The 18,779-nt window shown below is 69.1% G+C and carries 15 protein-coding genes; 12 read left to right on the forward strand and 3 right to left on the reverse strand.

Annotation, left to right across the window (positions count from 1 at the left end; genetic code table 11):
- The first annotated feature begins 117 nt into the window (after positions 1 to 117).
- The 8 genes from ACP26O_RS06230 (at position 118) to ACP26O_RS06265 (ending at position 9,755) form a co-directional block, all read left to right on the forward strand.
- Positions 118 to 744, forward strand: a complete 627-nt coding sequence (locus ACP26O_RS06230; RefSeq protein WP_175663959.1) for a flavin reductase family protein — start codon at positions 118 to 120, stop codon at positions 742 to 744.
- A 386-nt stretch (positions 745 to 1,130) separates the two neighbouring features.
- Positions 1,131 to 2,363, forward strand: a complete 1,233-nt coding sequence (locus ACP26O_RS06235; RefSeq protein ID WP_105833783.1) for a 3-methyl-2-oxobutanoate dehydrogenase (2-methylpropanoyl-transferring) subunit alpha — start codon at positions 1,131 to 1,133, stop codon at positions 2,361 to 2,363.
- A gap of 2 nt (positions 2,364 to 2,365) precedes the next feature.
- A complete protein-coding gene (locus tag ACP26O_RS06240) occupies positions 2,366 to 3,409 on the forward strand; it encodes an alpha-ketoacid dehydrogenase subunit beta (protein ID WP_011656456.1) in 1,044 nt (347 codons plus the stop codon).
- A 1-nt stretch (position 3,410) separates the two neighbouring features.
- Positions 3,411 to 4,757, forward strand: a complete 1,347-nt coding sequence (locus tag ACP26O_RS06245; protein ID WP_175663958.1) for a dihydrolipoamide acetyltransferase family protein — start codon at positions 3,411 to 3,413, stop codon at positions 4,755 to 4,757.
- 5 nt (positions 4,758 to 4,762) lie between these two features.
- Positions 4,763 to 6,154 (forward strand): dihydrolipoyl dehydrogenase, encoded by a 1,392-nt coding sequence (gene lpdA / locus ACP26O_RS06250; protein WP_175663957.1) that lies wholly within the window; start codon positions 4,763 to 4,765, stop codon positions 6,152 to 6,154.
- 266 nt (positions 6,155 to 6,420) lie between these two features.
- A complete protein-coding gene (locus ACP26O_RS06255; protein WP_175663956.1) occupies positions 6,421 to 7,050 on the forward strand; it encodes an NAD(P)H-binding protein in 630 nt (209 codons plus the stop codon).
- Between the two features lie 339 nt (positions 7,051 to 7,389).
- Entirely contained in the window at positions 7,390 to 8,067 is a 678-nt protein-coding gene (locus ACP26O_RS06260; RefSeq protein ID WP_165751159.1) for an SOS response-associated peptidase family protein, read from the forward strand.
- A 257-nt stretch (positions 8,068 to 8,324) separates the two neighbouring features.
- Positions 8,325 to 9,755, forward strand: coding sequence for a purine-cytosine permease family protein (locus ACP26O_RS06265; protein WP_175663955.1), 1,431 nt, complete (start codon positions 8,325 to 8,327; stop codon positions 9,753 to 9,755).
- Positions 9,756 to 10,000: 245 nt separating this feature from the next.
- On the opposite strand, the gene ACP26O_RS06270 is transcribed toward ACP26O_RS06265, so the two are convergent.
- Positions 10,001 to 10,957: a LysR family transcriptional regulator gene (locus ACP26O_RS06270; protein WP_011656462.1), complete on the reverse strand. Its 957-nt coding sequence runs from the start codon at positions 10,955 to 10,957 to the stop codon at positions 10,001 to 10,003.
- A 183-nt stretch (positions 10,958 to 11,140) separates the two neighbouring features.
- On the opposite strand from ACP26O_RS06270, the gene ACP26O_RS06275 reads away from it, so the two are divergent.
- The 3 genes from ACP26O_RS06275 to ACP26O_RS06285 are packed head-to-tail and all read left to right on the forward strand — an operon-like array spanning position 11,141 to position 14,801.
- A complete protein-coding gene (locus ACP26O_RS06275) occupies positions 11,141 to 12,451 on the forward strand; it encodes an MFS transporter (RefSeq protein ID WP_175663954.1) in 1,311 nt (436 codons plus the stop codon).
- Positions 12,452 to 12,481: 30 nt separating this feature from the next.
- A complete protein-coding gene (locus tag ACP26O_RS06280; RefSeq protein ID WP_175663953.1) occupies positions 12,482 to 13,753 on the forward strand; it encodes a Zn-dependent hydrolase in 1,272 nt (423 codons plus the stop codon).
- 25 nt (positions 13,754 to 13,778) lie between these two features.
- A complete protein-coding gene (locus ACP26O_RS06285) occupies positions 13,779 to 14,801 on the forward strand; it encodes a histone deacetylase family protein (RefSeq protein WP_165751164.1) in 1,023 nt (340 codons plus the stop codon).
- A gap of 120 nt (positions 14,802 to 14,921) precedes the next feature.
- On the opposite strand, the gene ACP26O_RS06290 is transcribed toward ACP26O_RS06285, so the two are convergent.
- Positions 14,922 to 16,127 (reverse strand): MFS transporter, encoded by a 1,206-nt coding sequence (locus tag ACP26O_RS06290; protein WP_175663952.1) that lies wholly within the window; start codon positions 16,125 to 16,127, stop codon positions 14,922 to 14,924.
- A 595-nt stretch (positions 16,128 to 16,722) separates the two neighbouring features.
- Positions 16,723 to 17,634 carry a LysR family transcriptional regulator gene (locus ACP26O_RS06295; protein WP_175663951.1) on the reverse strand — a complete coding sequence of 304 codons (912 nt, stop codon included), beginning with the start codon at positions 17,632 to 17,634 and terminating at the stop codon, positions 16,723 to 16,725.
- A 173-nt stretch (positions 17,635 to 17,807) separates the two neighbouring features.
- On the opposite strand from ACP26O_RS06295, the gene ACP26O_RS06300 reads away from it, so the two are divergent.
- Positions 17,808 to 18,728: a pyridoxal-phosphate dependent enzyme gene (locus tag ACP26O_RS06300; RefSeq protein WP_175663950.1), complete on the forward strand. Its 921-nt coding sequence runs from the start codon at positions 17,808 to 17,810 to the stop codon at positions 18,726 to 18,728.
- The last annotated feature ends 51 nt before the right edge of the window (positions 18,729 to 18,779 follow it).

The following is an 18,779-nucleotide window of genomic DNA, read 5'->3' on the forward strand; positions in this document are numbered from 1 at the left end:
AACCGACCCCATGTGATACTTGGCGCGCACATCGCACCGCACACCGTTGCTGCCCTCGGCACACGCGCGCCGGGCGATGGACTTCAACGCAGCTTGCCTGCCTCAAGACCACCCGCCATGACCGACTCGACCCATCACTATTACGAACCCTCGCAAGGCCACGGCCTCCCGCACGATCCGCTGAACGCGATCGTGGGCCCGCGCCCGATCGGCTGGATCTCTTCCCGAGGGAGCGACGGCACGATCAACCTCGCGCCGTACAGCTTCTTCAACGCATTCAACTATCGTCCGCCGATCATCGGCTTTTCGAGCACGGCCGCGAAGGACAGCCTGCGTAACGTGCAGGAGACCGGCGAGTTCGTCTGGAACCTCGCGACGCGCGATCTCGCCGACAGGATGAACCAGACGTGTGCGGCGGTGCCGTACGGCGTCGACGAATTCGAACTCGGCGGCCTGACCGCGGTTCCGTCGCGCCTCGTCGATGTGCCGCGCGTCGCGGAAAGCGGCGTCAACTTCGAATGCAAGGTGACCGACGTGATCCCGCTGCGCGATCACCAAGGCGTCGACACGCCGGCCACGCTGGTACTCGGCGAAGTCATCGCCGTGCACATTCGCCACGACCTGCTGAAGGACGGCATCTTCGACACGTTCGGCGCGGGCATCATTCTTCGCGCGGGCGGCCCGTCGGCCTACGTGCACGTCAAGCCCGACAGCCGCTTCGATATCGCGCGCCCCGACGCGTAACGCATCGCGCCGGCACGAACCGGCAAGCGCCCGGACGAAGAGACCCCCGCCGAGATCCCGGATTTCGCGGGGTCTCTTGCTTCGTATCGTCCGACATGATCGACGCGGAACGATCGGTGCGGCCGCGATCCGCACGCTCCGCAGCCATTGACGCATCGCAGCACACGCGGCCTTCATTCACCACGCCGGCGGCGCCGATCGCCCGCCGACACCCGCCATGGCAAATCTGCTCACCGCAATCGAGCGGCTTGGTCATCGACGTCGCGCGCCGCGAGGCATAGATTTTCAAGGTTGGCGTGCTTATCCGTGCGCCAGCCCGCGCGTGAGCCGGCAACCGGCCGCGCGTTCCAACAGCGTGAGACACAATCGAGCGTGGAGACGACACGATGAGCCTGTCAGAGCCATTGCGTCTGCATGTGCCGGAGCCCACCGGGCGTCCGGGCTGCAAGACGGACTTTTCCTATCTGCATCTATCGCCGGCCGGCGCGGTTCGCCGCCCGCCGATCGACGTTGCCCCCGCGGACACCGCCCATCTCGCCCGCAGCCTCGTGCGCGTGCTCGACGACCACGGCGCAGCGCTCGGCCCATGGGCGCCGGACCTCGACGATGCGCGCCTGATCGCCGGGATGCGCGCGATGCTGAAGACCCGCATCTTCGACGCGCGCATGATGATCGCGCAGCGTCAGAAGAAAATCTCCTTCTACATGGTGAGCCTCGGCGAAGAGGCGATCGGCGCCGCGCACGCGATGGCGCTGCGTCACGGCGACATGTGCTTCCCGACCTACCGCCAGCAAAGCATCCTGATCGCGCGCGACGTGCCGCTCGAACGGATGATCTGCCAGCTGATGTCGAACGAAGGCGACCCGCTGAAAGGGCGCCAGCTCCCGGTGATGTACTCGGACCGCGAAGCCGGCTTCTTCTCGATCTCCGGCAATCTCGCGACGCAGTTCATCCAGGCGGTCGGCTGGGCGATGGCGTCGGCGATCAAGGGCGACACGAAGATCGCGTCCGCGTGGATCGGCGACGGCGCGACCGCGGAAGCCGACTTCCACACCGCGCTGACGTTCGCGCACGTGTATCGCGCGCCGGTCGTGCTGAACGTCGTCAACAACCAGTGGGCGATCTCGACGTTCCAGGCGATCGCGGGCGGCGAGGGGACCACCTTCGCCGGGCGCGGCGTCGGCTGCGGCATCGCTTCGCTGCGCGTCGACGGCAACGACTTCCTCGCGATCTACGCGGCATCGACCTGGGCCGCCGAACGCGCGCGCCGCAATCTCGGCCCGACGCTGATCGAATGGGTCACCTACCGCGCGGGCGCGCATTCGACGTCGGACGATCCGACGAAATACCGGCCGGCCGACGACTGGGCCCATTTCCCGCTCGGCGATCCGATCGCGCGCTTCAAGCAGCACCTGATCGCGAAAGGCATCTGGTCGGACAGCGCGCACGATGCGCTGACGGCCGAGCTGGAAGCCGAAGTGATCGCCGCGCAGAAGGAAGCGGAGCAGTTCGGCACGCTGGCCGACGACCGGATTCCGTCGCCGGCCTCGATGTTCGACGACGTGTACAAGGAGCTGCCCGCGCACCTGCGCCGTCAGCGCCAGGAACTGGGAGCGTGATCATGGCGCAACAGGAAACGACGACGGCATCGGCGCAGCCGATGACGATGATCCAGGCGCTGCGCTCCGCGATGGACGTGATGCTCGAGCGCGACGGCGACGTGGTCGTGTTCGGGCAGGACGTCGGCTACTTCGGCGGCGTGTTCCGCTGCACCGAAGGGCTGCAGGCCAAGTACGGCAAGTCGCGCGTGTTCGACGCGCCGATCTCGGAAGGCGGGATCGTCGGCGCGGCGGTCGGGATGGGCGCGTATGGCTTGCGGCCGGTCTGCGAGATCCAGTTCGCGGACTACTTCTACCCGGCGTCCGACCAGATCGTGTCGGAAGGCGCACGGCTGCGCTATCGCTCCGCGGGCCAGTTCACCGCGCCAATGACGATCCGGATGCCGTGCGGCGGCGGCATCTACGGCGGCCAGACGCACAGCCAGAGCCCGGAGGCGATGTTCACGCAGGTCTGCGGGTTGCGCACGGTGATGCCGTCGAATCCGTACGACGCGAAAGGGCTGCTGATCGCGTCGATCGAGAACGACGATCCGGTGATCTTCCTCGAGCCGAAACGGCTGTACAACGGGCCGTTCGACGGCCATCACGAGCGTCCGGTCACGTCGTGGCTCAAGCATCCGGGCAGCGTGGTGCCGGACGGCTATTACACGGTGCCGCTCGATACGGCGGCCGTCGTGCGGCCCGGCAACGACCTGACGGTGCTGACGTACGGCACGACCGTGCACGTGTCGCTCGCCGCGGCCGAGGAGACCGGCATCGACGCGGAAGTGATCGACCTGCGCACGCTGTGGCCGGTCGACCTCGACACGATCGTCGCGTCGGTGCGCAAGACCGGCCGCTGCGTGGTGGTGCACGAGGCGACGCGCACCTGCGGCTACGGCGCGGAACTGGTATCGCTCGTCCAGGAGCACTGCTTCTACCATCTGGAAGCACCGGTCGAGCGGACGACGGGCTGGGACACGCCGTATCCGCACGCGCAGGAATGGGCGTATTTCCCCGGCCCGGCCCGGGTTGGCGAAGCATTGCGACGCGTGATGGAGGCCTGAGATGGGGATTCATGTGATCAAGATGCCGGATATCGGCGAAGGGATCGCCGAGGTCGAGCTGGTGGCGTGGCACGTGGAAGTCGGCCAGACGATCAAGGAAGACCAGCCGCTCGCCGACGTGATGACCGACAAGGCGGCGGTGGAGATTCCGTCGCCGGTGGCGGGCAAGGTGCTGGCGCTCGGCGGCCGGATCGGCGAGATGATGGCGGTCGGCAGCGAGCTGATTCGTGTCGAGGTCGAAGGCAACGGCAACCTGAAGCCGGGCACGAAGGCACGCGATGCCGAAGCGGATGCAACGTCGCGTCCGGCGGCGGTCGACGCGCCTGCCAGGTCTTCGAAAGTCACCGAAGCGGCCGAAGCTACCGAAGCGCACGACGCGTCGAAGGCAGCGCGACACACCGCTGAGCGTGCACCGGCCGAGCCGCGTCGCACGGAACACGCGGCGCCGCCGCGCGCGGCCCTCGCGCCGGGCGAACGGCCGCTCGCGTCGCCGGCGGTGCGCCAGCGCGCCTGGGACATGGGCATCGAGCTGCGCTACGTGCGCGGCACCGGCGAGGCCGGCCGGATCCTGCATGCGGACCTCGATGCGTACGCACGCACGGGCGGCACGGCGGCGGGTGGCGCGCAAGCGCGCGGCTACGACGAGCGCAACGATGAAACGGAGGTGCCGGTGATCGGCCTGCGCCGCGCCATCGCGCGCAAGATGCAGGAAGCGAAGCGCCGCATTCCGCACTTCAGCTACGTCGAGGAGATCGACGTCACCGAGCTCGAATCGCTGCGCAGCGAGCTGAACCGACGCCACGGCGACGCGCGCGGCCGGCTCACGCCGCTGCCGCTGCTGATCCGCGCGATGGTGATCGCGCTGCGCGACTTCCCGCAGATCAACGCGCGCTACGACGACGAAGCCGGGGTCGTCACGCGCTACGGCGCGGTGCACATGGGCGTCGCGACGCAGACGGACAGCGGCCTCACGGTGCCGGTGCTGCGTCATGCGGAAGCGCGCGACGTGTGGTCGATCTCGGCGGAAATCGCGCGGCTCGCCGACGCGGTGCGCGCGAACCGCGCGCAGCGCGACGAGCTGACCGGCTCGACGATCACGATCTCGAGTCTCGGCGCGCTCGGCGGCATCATGTCGACGCCGGTCATCAACCATCCGGAGGTCGGCATCGTCGGCGTGAACCGCATCGTCGAGCGGCCGATGATCCGCGACGGCGCGATCGTCGCGCGCAAGCTGATGAACCTGTCGTCGTCGTTCGACCATCGCGTCGTCGACGGCGCGGACGCGGCCGAATTCATCCAGGCCGTGCGCGGATTGCTCGAGCGCCCGGCGCTGCTGTTCGTGGAGTGAGTGCGATGCCGAACGAACACACCACGCTGCTCGTGATCGGCGGCGGTCCGGGCGGTTACGTCGCCGCGATTCGCGCGGGGCAGCTCGGCATTCCGACGGTGCTCGTCGAGCGCGAACGGCTCGGCGGCACGTGCCTGAACATCGGCTGCATTCCGTCGAAGGCGCTGATCCATGTCGCCGACGCGTTCGAGCAGGCGTGCGCGCAGGCCGGCGAAGGCATGCTCGGAATTCGCGTGCGCGCGCCGGAGATCGACATCGCGAAAAGCGTCGCGTGGAAGGACGGGATCGTCGAGCGGCTCACGCGCGGCGTCGGCGCGCTGCTGAAGAAGCACGGCGTGCGCGTGCTGCAGGGCGACGCGCGCGTCGTCGACGGCAAGACGGTCGATGTCGTCGCCGGTGACCACACGACGCGCATCGCATGCGAACACCTGTTGCTCGCGACCGGTTCGGAGCCGGTCGCGCTGCCGTCGATGCCGTTCGGCGGGCACGTCGTATCGTCGACCGACGCACTGTCGCCCACGTCGTTGCCGACGCGGCTGGTTGTCGTCGGCGCCGGATACATCGGGCTCGAACTCGGGACCGTCTATCGCAAGCTCGGCGTCGAGGTCAGCATCGTCGAGGCGGCGGAGCGCGTGCTGCCTGCGTACGACGCGGAACTCGCGAAGCCGGTCGCAGATTCGCTCGCGCGGCTCGGCGTCGGCTTGTGGCTGCGTCACACGGTGCTCGGTTTGGCGAGCGACGGCGCGGTGCGCGTGCAGGCACCCGACGGCGCGCAGAAGACGCTGCCGGCCGATCGCGTGCTGGTCGCGGTCGGCCGCCGGCCGCGCGTGGACGGCTTCGGGCTCGAAGCGTTGCCGCTCGATCGCAACGGCCGCGCGCTGCGCATCGACGACGCATGCCGGACCTCGATGCGCAACGTGTGGGCGATCGGCGACGTCGCAGGCGAGCCGATGCTCGCGCATCGCGCGATGGCGCAAGGCGAGATGGTGGCCGAGCTGATCGCAGGGCGGCGCCGCAAGTTCACGCCCGCGTCGATCCCCGCCGTGTGCTTCACCGATCCCGAGGTCGTCACGTCCGGCTGGTCGCCCGACGACGCGAAGGCGGCCGGCGTCGACTGCATCAGCGCGTCGTTCCCGTTCGCGGCGAACGGGCGCGCGATGACGCTGCAGGCGACCGACGGTTTCGTGCGCGTCGTCGCGCGGCGCGACACGCATCTGATCGTCGGCTGGCAGGCGGTCGGGCGCGGCGTGTCGGAACTGGCCGCGGCGTTCTCGCAGTCGCTCGAGATGGGCGCGCGGCTCGAGGACATCGGCGGCACGATCCACGCGCATCCGACGCTCGGCGAAGCGGTGCAGGAGGCGGCATTGCGCGCGCTGGGGCATGCGTTGCACGTGTGAACGCGCGTCGGCATCCGTTGCTGTCCGTCGCCGGACGAAGCCCGGCTGCGTCGCAGATCCGCGCGGTCGGTGCGGTCGCGTTCGAGCATGCGCGGCTCGCGGGTCGTTGTTGACCCTCTCGCGTGAACCGTTCATCGTGTCGGTATCCCGTCCGATTCATCGGCTTCGAACGGGCGGCTCCGGCGCGATGCGGCATGGTGATGTGCAGCGTCGCACGACTGCCGCTCACGGCCAGCTCTGCACCGGCCATACACGGACAACTGCACATGAAATTGCTGCTCGTCGGCGCGACCGGACTCGTCGGGCGCCACGTCCTCGACATCGCGCTGGCCGACGCGCGGGTCGACCAGATCGTCGTGCTCGCGCGCCGGCCGTTGTCGCCGCATTCGAAGATGCGCGCCGTGACGGTCGACTTCGATCACCTGCCCGAGGCGGCCGACTGGTGGCAGGCCGACGCGGTGATCTGCACGCTCGGCACCACGATGCGGGTCGCGGGCTCGCAGGCTGCGTTCCGCCGTGTCGATCACGACTATCCGCTCGCGGTCGCGCGTCTCGCGCACCGGTCCGGCACGCCGACCTACGTGCTGAATTCCGCGCTCGGCGCGGACCCGGCGTCGCGCATCTTCTACAACCGCGTGAAGGGCGAAGTCGAGCGTGCGCTCGCTGGCATCGGATTCACGTCGCTCACCTGCGTGCGGCCGGGCCTGATCGGCGGCAGTCGCGACGAGTTCCGGCTCGGCGAACGGATGATGGCGCTGGCGCTCGGTGCCGCCGGGCCGCTGTTGCCGCCGAAGTGGCGCGTGAATCCCGCGCCGCGCATCGCGCGCGCGCTGCTCGATGCGGCGATCGATGCGCGCCCGGGCGTGCATGTCATCGGATCGGAACGGCTCGCCTGAACCGGAACGGGCGACGTGCTGCCGACGGACGTTGTCGGCACGGGTGAATGAACGGACGTGCGCCCCGGCCATGCGAGCACGAGGCCGTCGAGTGGAACGCGTCCAGCGCTTCGCCGCCGTCGCTGTTGCCCAGCGTCGCGAGCTGGAATTCGACCGCATGGCTCAGCTTGCTGGCGAGCAGCCTGCGCATCTTGCTGCCGGCAAGAGTGGAAGCAATGACCGATCGACGCTCCGATCCACTTGCACGCGTAAGACTGTTTCGTCATACCAACCGATTGCACAAACACGGCGTGCCCGCTGACCTACGATGAAGACATCGCGTCCATCGTCTGCCGAACCGTGTGCACTCACTACCGCGCCCCCGATGAAGACCCGGGCATCAGCGAGCTGAAGCTCGGCATCGGCGACCTGTTTCGCCGCGACCCGTGGGAACCCGACGTGTATCCCGATTACGTGGCGCCCATCGCGCGTGCCGACGGCGACGGCGTCGCGGTCGTCAGCGCGGTGTTCGGCTTCTGGCCGAAGTTCATGCAGCCCGTGCGTGTCGACGAGAACGGCCGCAAGCGCAAGAAGCTCGATACGGTGAACGCGCGCGCGGAAACGGTCGGCTCGTCGCGGCTCTACAGCACGGCCTGGCGCAACGGCCAGCGTTGCCTGATTCCGGTGCGCTGGATCTTCGAGCCGTGCTACGAGACGGGCCGCAACGTGTGGCACCGGATCGGCGTCGACGGCTGGCAGCCGTGCTGCGTCGCCGGTATCTGGCGCAGCTTCGTCACCGCCGACGGCCGCGAGCGAATCGGCATGACGATGCTCACGGTCAACGCCGACGATCACCCGGTGTTCGCGCGCATGCATCGGCCCGGCGACGAGAAGCGGGGCGTCGTGATCCTGCGCCGCGACGACTACGACGAATGGCTGCACGCGCGCGACGTCGAAGCCGTGCGGCGCTTGCTGACGCTCCTTCCCGCCGACGACCTGGTGGCCGAGCCCGAGCCGGCGTCGCCCGCCGGCACCTGAGCTTTCATTTTTCCTACGCGCGACCGGCGACTCCGCAGGTCGGACGCGGCCCGTTTTCCGACACGTTTCATAAATCGTCGAACACCCGGGAAATCACCGATATCACGCAAGTTGTATATACAAGAATATCCGCTGGCAATGTCGGCGCAGGTCGGCGATCCACGGCGCGCCACACGCGGCGAGCCGACCGGCCGCCCCGGCAAGTTTCCCGTCTCGTCCGAACCATTCGCGATCCTCAGTATCTTGGAGATTTCCCCGTGTCAACGAATCCCAGTGGAAAAGCCGGCGGCCTGATCGAGGTACGCTCGATCGATTTCATTCCCGACGCCGAACGCCACGGCGGGCTGCTGAGCCAGTTCACGCTGTGGCTGTCGGCGAACATGCAGATCACGGCCATCGTCACGGGGGCGCTCGCGGTCGTGCTCGGCGGCGACGTGTTCTGGTCGCTGGTCGCGCTGCTGCTCGGCCAGTTCGTCGGCGGCGCGGTGATGGCGCTGCACGGCGCGCAGGGGCCGCAGCTCGGGTTGCCGCAGATGATCTCGAGCCGCGTGCAGTTCGGCGTCTACGGCGCGATGATCCCGATCGTGCTCGTGTGCCTGATGTATATCGGCTTTTCCGCCAGCGGCTCGGTGCTCGCCGGGCAGGCGGTCGCGCAACTGCTGCACGTCGACGACGCGGCCGGCATCCTGCTGTTCGCGGCCGTGATCGTCGTGCTGACGGTGTTCGGCTATCGCGCGATCCACTTCGTCGGCCGGATCGCGAGCGTGGTCGGCATCGTCGCGTTCGTCTACATGTTCACGCAGCTGTTCGCGAACCACGACGTCGGTGCGCTGCTCGCGAACCGGCACTTCTCGCTCGCGAGCTTCCTGCTGTCGATGTCGCTGTCCGCGTCGTGGCAGATCGCGTTCGGCCCGTACGTCGCCGACTATTCGCGCTACCTGCCGCGCTCGACGTCGTCGGTCGCCACGTTCGTCGCGGTCGGCCTCGGCTCGGTGATCGGCGCGCAGGCCGCGATGGTGTTCGGCGTGTTCGCGGCCGCGCTGGCCGGCAGCCAGTTTGCGCACCACGAGGTGTCGTACATCGTCGGGCTCGGCTCGACGGGGGCTGTCGCCGCACTGCTGTACTTGAGCATCGCGTTCGGCAAGGTGACGGTGACCGCGCTCAACGCGTACGGCAGCTTCATGTCGATGGCGACGATCGTCAGCGGTTTCCGCGGCAAGGGCGCGGTGTCGTCGCGCAGCCGTCTCGTCTACATCTTCGGGATGATCTGCGTGTCGACGCTGATCGCGCTGGCCGGCCGTCATTCGTTCCTGAAGGAATTCACCGCGTTCATCCTGTTCCTGCTCGCGTTCTTCACGCCGTGGAGCGCGATCAACCTGGTCGACTACTACTGCTTCACGCGCTCGCGCTACGACGTGCCGGCGTTGTCCGATCCGGATGGCCGCTACGGCCGCTGGAACGTGATGGCGATCACGATCTACGTGGTCGGCATCCTGGTGCAGGTGCCGTTCATGTCGACGCACATCTACACGGGCGCGCTCGTCGATGCGCTCGGCGGCACTGACATCTCGTGGATCCTCGGCCTCATCGTGCCGGCCGTGCTGTACTACGTCGGCGCGCGTGCGTCGCGACGCAGCATCCCCGAGCGGCTGATCCTGCCGCTCGAGCGCGGCGAGGTTCACCACTGACGCGTGACGCGTGACGCATCGCGTCGCTTGTCGGGCCGGCTTTCCGCCGGCCTGAGCGGCCCGCCGAATCCCGCATCATCGGCAGCCCGCTGCACATCACACCTTCGTGATCCACGATGCCGGCAGGGCGGACCACCGTGCGCGGCGTCGTTTCATTCAAGCACGCCGTATTCGCCGCAGGGCAGTGGCCGTCGAACGCGACGGCGAACACGACTGTCCTTTCGCGTATGCACGCAGTCGCGTGCCTACATCCCCAGCCGTTCCGCGAGCGAGTGCTGTTGCATGCAGCGCTCCATCGCGTCGAGGAACGCGTGCTCGGCCGCGTTCATCTTGCGGTCGCGATGCCACAGCAGGAACACGTCGACGTCGACGAGGCCGTCGTCGGGCGGCAGCCGCCACAGCCGTTGCTGCGCGATGTCGTCGCGCACGATGTGCTCGGGCAGGCAGCCGATCCCGTAACCGGCGAAGATCAGCCGCCGCACTTCCTCGAGACTCGGCGACGACGCGACGATGCGCCCGGTGAAGCCCTTCTGGTCGCGGAACACGGTGAGCGGCGACAGGCTGTCGCCGATCTGGTCGCTCGTGAACGACACGAAGTTCTCCGCGAGCAGATCCTCCATCCGCAACTGCGTCTGCCCGAACAGCCGGTGATGGCGGCCGCAGTAGATCGCGTAGCGCTGGCGCAGGAAGCAGCGCATCTCCAGCTTGTCGTGCGGCGTGCGGCACAGGCCGAGCCCGGCGGTGGCCGTCTTCTGCAGCAGCGACGACAGGATGTCGGACGAGCGCATCACTTCGATCTGCAGATCGATGCGCGGATACGCGCGATGGAAGTCGGCGAGGAATGCGTCGTAGACGGGCGACTCGATGCGGCTCACCGTCAGCAGCCGGATCGAACCGGTGAGGTCGGCCGTGCTGTCGTCGAGCTCCGTTTCGAGCCGCGACACGCCGCCGTAGATGTCGCTCGCGATCCGGTACACGGCTTCGCCCGCTGGAGTGGGCGCGAAGTGCGCGCCGCGCCGCTCGATCAGCTTGCGCTCCAGCGTGTCTTCCAGCCGCCGCAGCGCCTGGCTCACGGCCGGCTGCGTCACGTGCAGGCGCGCGGCCGCCCGGCTCACGCTGCGCTCCTGCATGATCACCAGGTAGGTGCGCAGCAGGTTCCAGTCGAGGCGGTCGTTGAGGAAGGGGGTGAGGTCGGCGCGCATCGGGTCTCCGCTCGAATCGGATCAGTCATTAGCTGAACTTATATGCCGAATAATAACTTGAAATTTGACTAATGATTTGCGGTCGCCGATAAAGGAGGGGCGCCGCACCGTGCGGCGCGAGGCCGCGACAGACGGCCGGCCACCACGATATTGCGCGTGCCGCGGCGCGCGTCAGGAGCCCGCATGACCCAGTCCCTTCCTTCCGCCCGCCAGCCGGCGCGTGCCGCGACGGCCGCGTTCGTCGGCACGATGATCGAGTGGTACGACTTCTACATCTACGCGACCGCCGCCGCGCTCGTGTTCGGCGAACTCTATTTCCCGTCGCATGACCGCTTCGTCAGCACGATGGCGTCGTTCGCGACATTCGCGGTCGGCTTCTTCGCGCGCCCGCTCGGCGGCATCGTGTTCGGCCACCTCGGCGATCGCATCGGCCGCAAGAAGGCGCTGATGACGACGCTGATGATGATGGGCGTCGCGACCGTGTGCGTCGGGCTGCTGCCCGACTATTCGCAGGTCGGCATGCTCGCGCCGGTGCTGCTGATCGTGCTGCGGGTCGTGCAGGGGATCGCCGTCGGCGGCGAGTGGGGCGGCGCGGTGCTGATGGCGGGCGAACACGCGCCGCAGGGCAGGCGCACGTTCTTCGCGTCGTTCGCGCAGCTCGGCAGCCCGGCCGGGCTGATCCTGTCGCTGGTTGCGTTTCGCGCGGTCACGTTGATGGACAAGGCCGATTTCCTCGCATGGGGCTGGCGCCTGCCGTTTCTCGCGAGCTCGGTGCTGCTCGTCGTCGGCATCCTGATCCGGCTCGGCGTGAACGAGTCGCCGGAATTCGCGCGCGTGAAGGAAGCGAACCGCACCGTGAAGCTGCCGGTGGCCGAAGTGTTGCGCTCCGCGTCGGGGCTCGTGCTGCTCTGTATCGGCGCGAACACGATCGGGATCGCGGGCGTCTATTTCACCAACACGTTCATGATCGCGTACACCACGCAGTACGTCGGCGTGTCGCGCTCGCTGATCCTCGACAGCCTGTTCGCGGTCGCGATCATCCAGTTCATCGCGCAGCCGCTCGCCGCGTGGATCGCCGAGCGTATCGGCGGCGCGCGTTTCCTGAAGATCGCCGCGCTGCTCGCGATGCTGTCGCCGTACCCGATGTTCATGCTCGTGCAGGGCGGCACGTCCGGGTCGCTCGTCGCCGGCATCGCGCTCGCGGTCGTGTGCATGTCCGGCTTCTATTCGGTGATCGCCGGCTTCGTGAGCGGCGTGTTTCCCGCGCACGTGCGCTATTCGGCGATCTCGCTCGCGTACCAGGTGTGCGGCGCGATCGCGGGCGGCCTGACGCCGCTCGTCGGCACCTGGCTCGCGCATCGCTTCGCGGGCCAGTGGTGGCCGCTCGCGGTGTTCTACACGTGTCTCGCCGGCATCTCGCTGATTTGCATCGTCGCGCTCGACGCGCGACGCGCGGGCCGGCCGGCCGCGGCCGAAGCGCTCGGCTCGCACTGACCCTCGACGAACGAATTCATCGGAGTGCAAATGAAAGACCTGTTGGAAATCGACGGCGCCCGCCTGTGGCGGAGCCTGGCCGACATGGCGCGCGTCGGCGCGACGCCGCGCGGCGGCGTGCGGCGCCTCGCGCTGACCGACGACGACCGGCGCGGGCGCGACCTGTTCGCGCAGTGGTGCCGCGACGCGGGGATGACGGTGAGCGTCGACGCGGTCGGCAACCTGTTCGCGCGGCGCGACGGCGCCGATGCGCAGGCCGCGCCGGTGCTGATCGGCAGCCATCTCGACACGCAGCCCGAAGGCGGGCGCTTCGACGGCGTGTACGGCGTGCTCGCCGGGCTCGAAGTCGTGCGCACGCTGAACGATGCGGGCATCGCGACCGGCAAGCCGCTCGAGATCGTGTCGTGGACCAACGAGGAGGGCGCGCGTTTCGCGCCGGCGATGCTCGGCTCGGCCGTGTTCACGGGCGCGCTGCCGCTCGACGACGCGCTCGCGAAGCAGGACGCCGACGGCATCACGCTCGGCGCCGCGCTGGACGCATGCGGGTGTCGCGGCACGCGTGCGCCGGGCGGCGCGGTCGATGCGTATTTCGAAGCGCATATCGAACAGGGGCCCGTGCTCGAGGCGAACGGCACGACGATCGGCATCGTCACGGGCGGGCAGGCGATTCGCTGGCTCGACGTGCGCGTGACGGGCGTGGCCGCGCACGCGGGCACGACGCCGATGCCGTATCGCAAGGACGCGTATTTCGCGAGCGCGCAGATGGCGCTCGAACTGGAACGCATCGTCGCCGGCTACGCGCCGCGCGGGCTCGCGACGATCGGGCAGATCGGCATCCGCAACGCGTCGCGCAACACGATCGCCGGCGACGTGACGTTCACCGTCGACCTGCGCCATCACGACGACGCGCAAGTCGATGCGATGGAGCGCGCGCTGCGTGACGCATGCGCGCGCGTGGCCGCCGCGCGCGGCGTGCAGGTCGCGATCGATACCTGCTGGCGCAGCCCCGCGACGCCGTTCGACCGCACCTGCGTCGACCTGGTCGCGCAGGCCGCGGAGGCATTCGGCTATACGAACGAACGGATCGTCAGCGGCGCCGGTCACGATGCGATCCTGCTCGCGCGCCGCGTGCCGACCGCGATGGTGTTCATCCCGTGCGCCGACGGGCTGTCGCACAACGAGGCCGAGGACGCGCTGCCCGACGACGTGACGCGCGGCACGAACGTGCTGCTCAACGCGGTGCTCGCGCGGGCGGGCGTCGCGACGCGCGTGGCTGCAGCGGCAGCCGCGCACGATGCATGACGCGACGAATCGACGAGGACCGACGATGAACACCTATTTCCACCCCGAACAGTTGCTGCACCATCCGCGCACCTACCTGTCACGCGGCAGGATGCGCGAGCCGCAGGAAGTGCCCGAGCGCGCGGCGCGGCTGGTCGCGGCCGTGCGTTCGCTCGACTTCGACGTGCGCGAGCCGGCCGACCGCGGCACCGCCCCGATCGCGGCCGTGCACGACATGAACTACCTGCGCTTTCTGGAGGAAGCGCACCGCGACTGGAAGCGGATGCCCGACGACTGGGGCGACGAAGTGATGTCGAACGTGTTCGTGCGCGATCCGAACCCGCTGCGCGGCGTGCTCGCGAAAGCCGCGCGCTATCTCGCCGACGGCAGTTGCCCGGTCGGCGCGAACACGTGGCGCGCCGCGTACTGGTCGGCGCAGAGCGCGCTCGCGGCCGCGGCGGACGTCAACGACGGCGCGCGCGACGCGTACGCGCTGTGCCGCCCGCCCGGCCATCACGCGCGCCGCGATGCGGCCGGCGGCTTCTGCTACCTGAACAACGCGGCGATCGCCGCGCAGGCGCTGCTCGGCCGCCATCAACGCGTCGCGATCCTCGATACCGACATGCATCACGGGCAGGGCGTGCAGGAGATCTTCTACGGCCGCGACGACGTGCTGTACGTATCGATCCACGGCGACCCGACCAATTTCTATCCGGTCGTAGCCGGCTACGAGGAAGAGACGGGCGCGGGGCCCGGCGACGGCTACAACCTGAACCTGCCGATGCCGCACGGTGCACCCGAGTCGACCTTCTTCGAGCGGCTCGACGACGCGCTGCGCGCGCTCGCGCGGTTCCAGCCCGATGCGCTCGTGCTCGCGCTCGGCTTCGACATCTACAAGGACGACCCGCAATCGCAGGTGGCCGTCACGACCGACGGGTTCGGCCGGCTCGGCGGCGCGATCGGCGCGCTCGGTTTGCCGACGGTGATCGTGCAGGAGGGCGGCTATCACCTCGAGAGCCTCGATGCGAATGCACGAGCATTCTTCGGCGGGTTCGCCGCCGCGCGCTGATACGTCGACATGGCGGCCGCGATGCGCGGCCCATCAGCGACAACGCCCGCGTCGGCATCCCGGCGCGGGCGTTGTTCAATTGGGGTGCCGCGTATCGGCACCCTGCGGGTCGCGGTGCGCTTACGAGTTCGCGGCGACCGGCGCGCGGCGGCGTTGCATCCTTTGCAGTGCGACCAGCGCGAGCCCGGCCGCGGCAATCAGCCCGCCGACGAGCGGCACGGCCGCGTAGCCGAAGCCGGCCGAGATCGCCGCGCCGCCGGCTGCCGCGCCGAGCGCATTGCCGAGGTTGAACGCGCCGATGTTGACGGCCGACGCGAGGCCCGGCGCTTCGTGCGCGGCACGCATCACGCGCATCTGCAGCGGTGGGACCACCGCGAACGTCGCGACACCCCACACCAGCAGCGTGGCCGCCGCGCCGACATGCGTGCGGGCGAGCAGCGGGAACCCGGCCATCGTCACGATCAGCAGCACCAGGAAGCCGATCAGCGTGGCGTCGAGCGAGCGGTCGGCGAGGCGGCCGCCGGCGATGTTGCCGATCGAGAAGCCGACGCCGATCAGCACGAGCATCGCGGTCACGAAGCCGGGCGTCGCGCCGGTCACGTGTTCGAGCGTGGGGGCGACGTACGTGTAGAGCGTGAACATCGCGCCGGCGCCGAGCACCGTGGTCGCGAGCGCGCCGAGCACGACGGGGCGCGTGAGCACCGACAGTTCGGCACGCAGGTTCGGCATCTTGCCGGCCTCGCCCTTCGGCAGCGCGGCGAACAGGCCGGCGATCGCGATCAAGCCGAGCGCGGCGGTGGCCGCGAACGACATGCGCCAGCCGATCATCTGGCCGAGCCAGGTCGCGGCTGGCACGCCGCCGACGTTCGCGATCGTGAGGCCCATGAACATCGTCGCGACCGCGCTGGCTTGCCGTTCACGCGGCACGAGGCCGGCCGCGACCACCGAGCCGAGCCCGAAGAACGCGCCGTGGTTCAGGCTCGTGACGAGTCGTGCGAGCAGCAGCGTCGTGTAGTCGGGCGCGATGGCCGACAGCAGGTTGCCGATCGTGAAGATCGACATCAGTGCGATCAGCGCCGAGCGGCGCGACCAGCGCGCGAGCAGCAGCGTCATCAGCGGCGCGCCGACCATCACGCCGATCGCATACGCGCTGATCAGCATGCCGGCCTGCGGAATCGACACGTGGACGCCGTCGGCGATCACGGGCAGCAGGCCCATCGGCGAGAACTCGGTCGTGCCGATGCCGAACGCACCGGCGGCGAGCGCCAGCAGCGGCAGCGCGGCGCTGCCGCCGGGGCGGGAAGGAGAAGAAGTCGTGGGGTTCACGCGATGCGCTCCTGTAAGCATGGGGCAACGGCATCGGCCGTTGTGGACAGGGTGAAGTGTGCCTGCATGACTTTTGCGGAAAAAGCCGTATCCGGGCGAAATTATCTTGATTTCATGTCAACAATGCGGGGTTGGGGCCGCGTGGGTGTGAGGTCGGCAGCGTGGGGGCGCTCGGGCCACGGGGTAGGGCAGCCGACTCGTGATGACGCAAGTGCGTGATCCTTCCCGCAGATCCTGTACCACCGCGGCTTGCGGCAAAAAAAGCCCCGGTCACAGGGGGACCGTGACCGGGGCGGAAAGGCATCCTCTCTTTGGCACGAGGGTTGGATGCGGGCGCAGTATATTTCGGGGCATAACGATTCGAAATGACGTTAAACGGTCGTTTTTGGTGTCAATTTAAAAATAGCGACGCGGCCGCGCCGATTGTCATGAATCTGAAAGAATTTTCGTGCGTTCCGGCGGATGTTTACGTGGGATGACGGCGAAGCCGGCCGTCGTCGCGCGGCGCGGCCGCCCGCCCCAGGCGGCCCGATCGGCGGTCCGCGATGCTGCGGAATCCGTCGCAGGCACGCGGGTTGAGCTCGCCGGCGCTCGGTCAGTCCGCGTGGCCGGCCGCGTCGCGCACGGCATCGAGAAACCGTGCGACGACAGGCGAAGCCGGTGCCGCCGCGCCGTCGAACACGAACTCGATGTCGAAGCGGCTCGCGAGTTCGTCGAGCGGGACGAGCCGTACCGTGCGCGGGCACGTCGGCGACGCGCTTTCCGGCACGAACGCGCAACCCATGCCGGCCGCGACGAGCCCGATCAGCGTCGGGATGTCGCTGCCGACCTGCGCGATGCGCGGCGTGAAGCCCGCGCGCTCGCACTGCGCCATCAGGAAGCGATGGTGCGCGGCGGAGCGCCGCGCGTCGAACCACACGAACGGTTCGTGCGCGACGTCGGCGAGCGTGCGCGGCGCGTGAAAGCGCCCGCCCGGCGGCGCGGGCATCGCCAGCACGAATCGGTCGCTCAGCAGCCGCACGCCCGACAGATGCGGTGCCTCGTCGCGGCGCCACGCCATGATGCCGCCGTCGAGCTGGCCGCGCATCAGCGCCGCCGCCTGCTCGGCCGACAGCATCGGCGCGATCGACAGCTTCACGTCCGGACACGCGTCGCGAAACGCCCTGGGCACGTTCGCGACGACCGGCAGCGGCAGGCAGTTCGGCAGCGCGCCGAGCCGCAGTTCGCCGAGCTGGCCGGCCGCGCTGCGCAACGCGCGTTCGCGGCTGTCCTGCAACGTCGCGAGCAGGCCCGTCGCATCCTGCAGGAAACTCGCGCCGGCCGCCGTGAGCGTGACGCCCGTCGTGCGGCGGATCAGCAGCGGCGTACCGATCGCGTCCTCGAGCTCGCGGATCTGCCGCGACAGCGCAGGCTGGACGATGCCGGCCGCGCGGGCGCCGGCCATCACGCTGCCGGCTTGCGCGACCGCCACGAAGTAACGCAGGTGACGCAGTTCGATCTGGCGCATGCGGGGTGGGCTCCGGTTTCGATTCAGTGGATATGCTTGTCAAGCATAGCAAGGGCCATTCGATGGTATTGGAAAGCATGGCTGGCGTGCCGTACGATGGGCGCCATTGCCGGGCCTGTTCACAGGCTGCGTGCGATTCCCTTGTCCCGACTGTCCTCACGGTGTCCCGCGCCATGCCGCTTCATATCCCGACTCCCTATATCCGTTCGCAAATCGCGTCGCGCCGCCTCGGCACGAACATCCGGCTGAAGCTCGACGCGCTGCAGCCGTCCGGTTCGTTCAAGTTGCGCGGCATCGGCGCGGTTTGCGAAGCGCGCCATGCGGCCGGCGCGCGCCGGTTCGTGTCGTCGTCGGGCGGCAATGCGGGCATCGCGGTCGCGTATTGCGGTCGTGAACTCGGCGTGCCGGTGCTCGTCGTCGTGCCGGAAACCGCGTCGGCCCGCGCGCGCGAGCTGATTCGTGTCGAAGGCGCGGAGGTGGTCGTGCACGGCGCGAGCTGGGTGGAGGCGAACGCGTTCGCGCTGGCGGCCGTCGGCGAGCAGGACGCGTTCGTGCATCCGTTCGACGACCCGGTGCTGTGGCAAGGGCACGCGACGATGATCGACGAGATGGCGCTGACCGGCCCGAAGCCCGACGCGGTCGTGCTGTCGGTCGGCGGCGGCGGACTGCTGTGCGGGGTGCTCGAGGGGCTCGCGCGCAACGGCTGGCACGACGTGCCGGTGGTCGCGGTCGAGACGGAGGGCGCCGACAGCTATGCGCGCTCGGTCGCGCAGGGGCGCCCGGTCGAGTTGCCGGCGATCACGAGCATCGCGACGACGCTCGGCGCGAAGCGGCCGTGCGACGCGGCGGTCGAATGGGCGACGCGGCATCCGATTCATCCGGTCGTCGTGACGGATGCGCAGGCGGTGGCGGCGTCGTTGCAGTTCCTGGACGAGCACCGGATCGTCGTCGAGCCGGCGTGCGGCGCGGCGCTGGCCGCGCTCGAGCAGTCGGTGCCGGTGCTTGCGTCGGCGTCGGACATCGCTGTGATCGTGTGCGGCGGCGTGACGGCGACGGTCGAGCAACTGCAGACGTTGAACGCGACGCTGCGGTAACGCGCTGACGCCCCGGCGTACGTCACGCGGCGCAGCGGGACGACGCTGCAG

The organism is Burkholderia sp. R-40, assembly GCF_049942845.1.
Taxonomy (GTDB): domain Bacteria; phylum Pseudomonadota; class Gammaproteobacteria; order Burkholderiales; family Burkholderiaceae; genus Burkholderia; species Burkholderia ambifaria.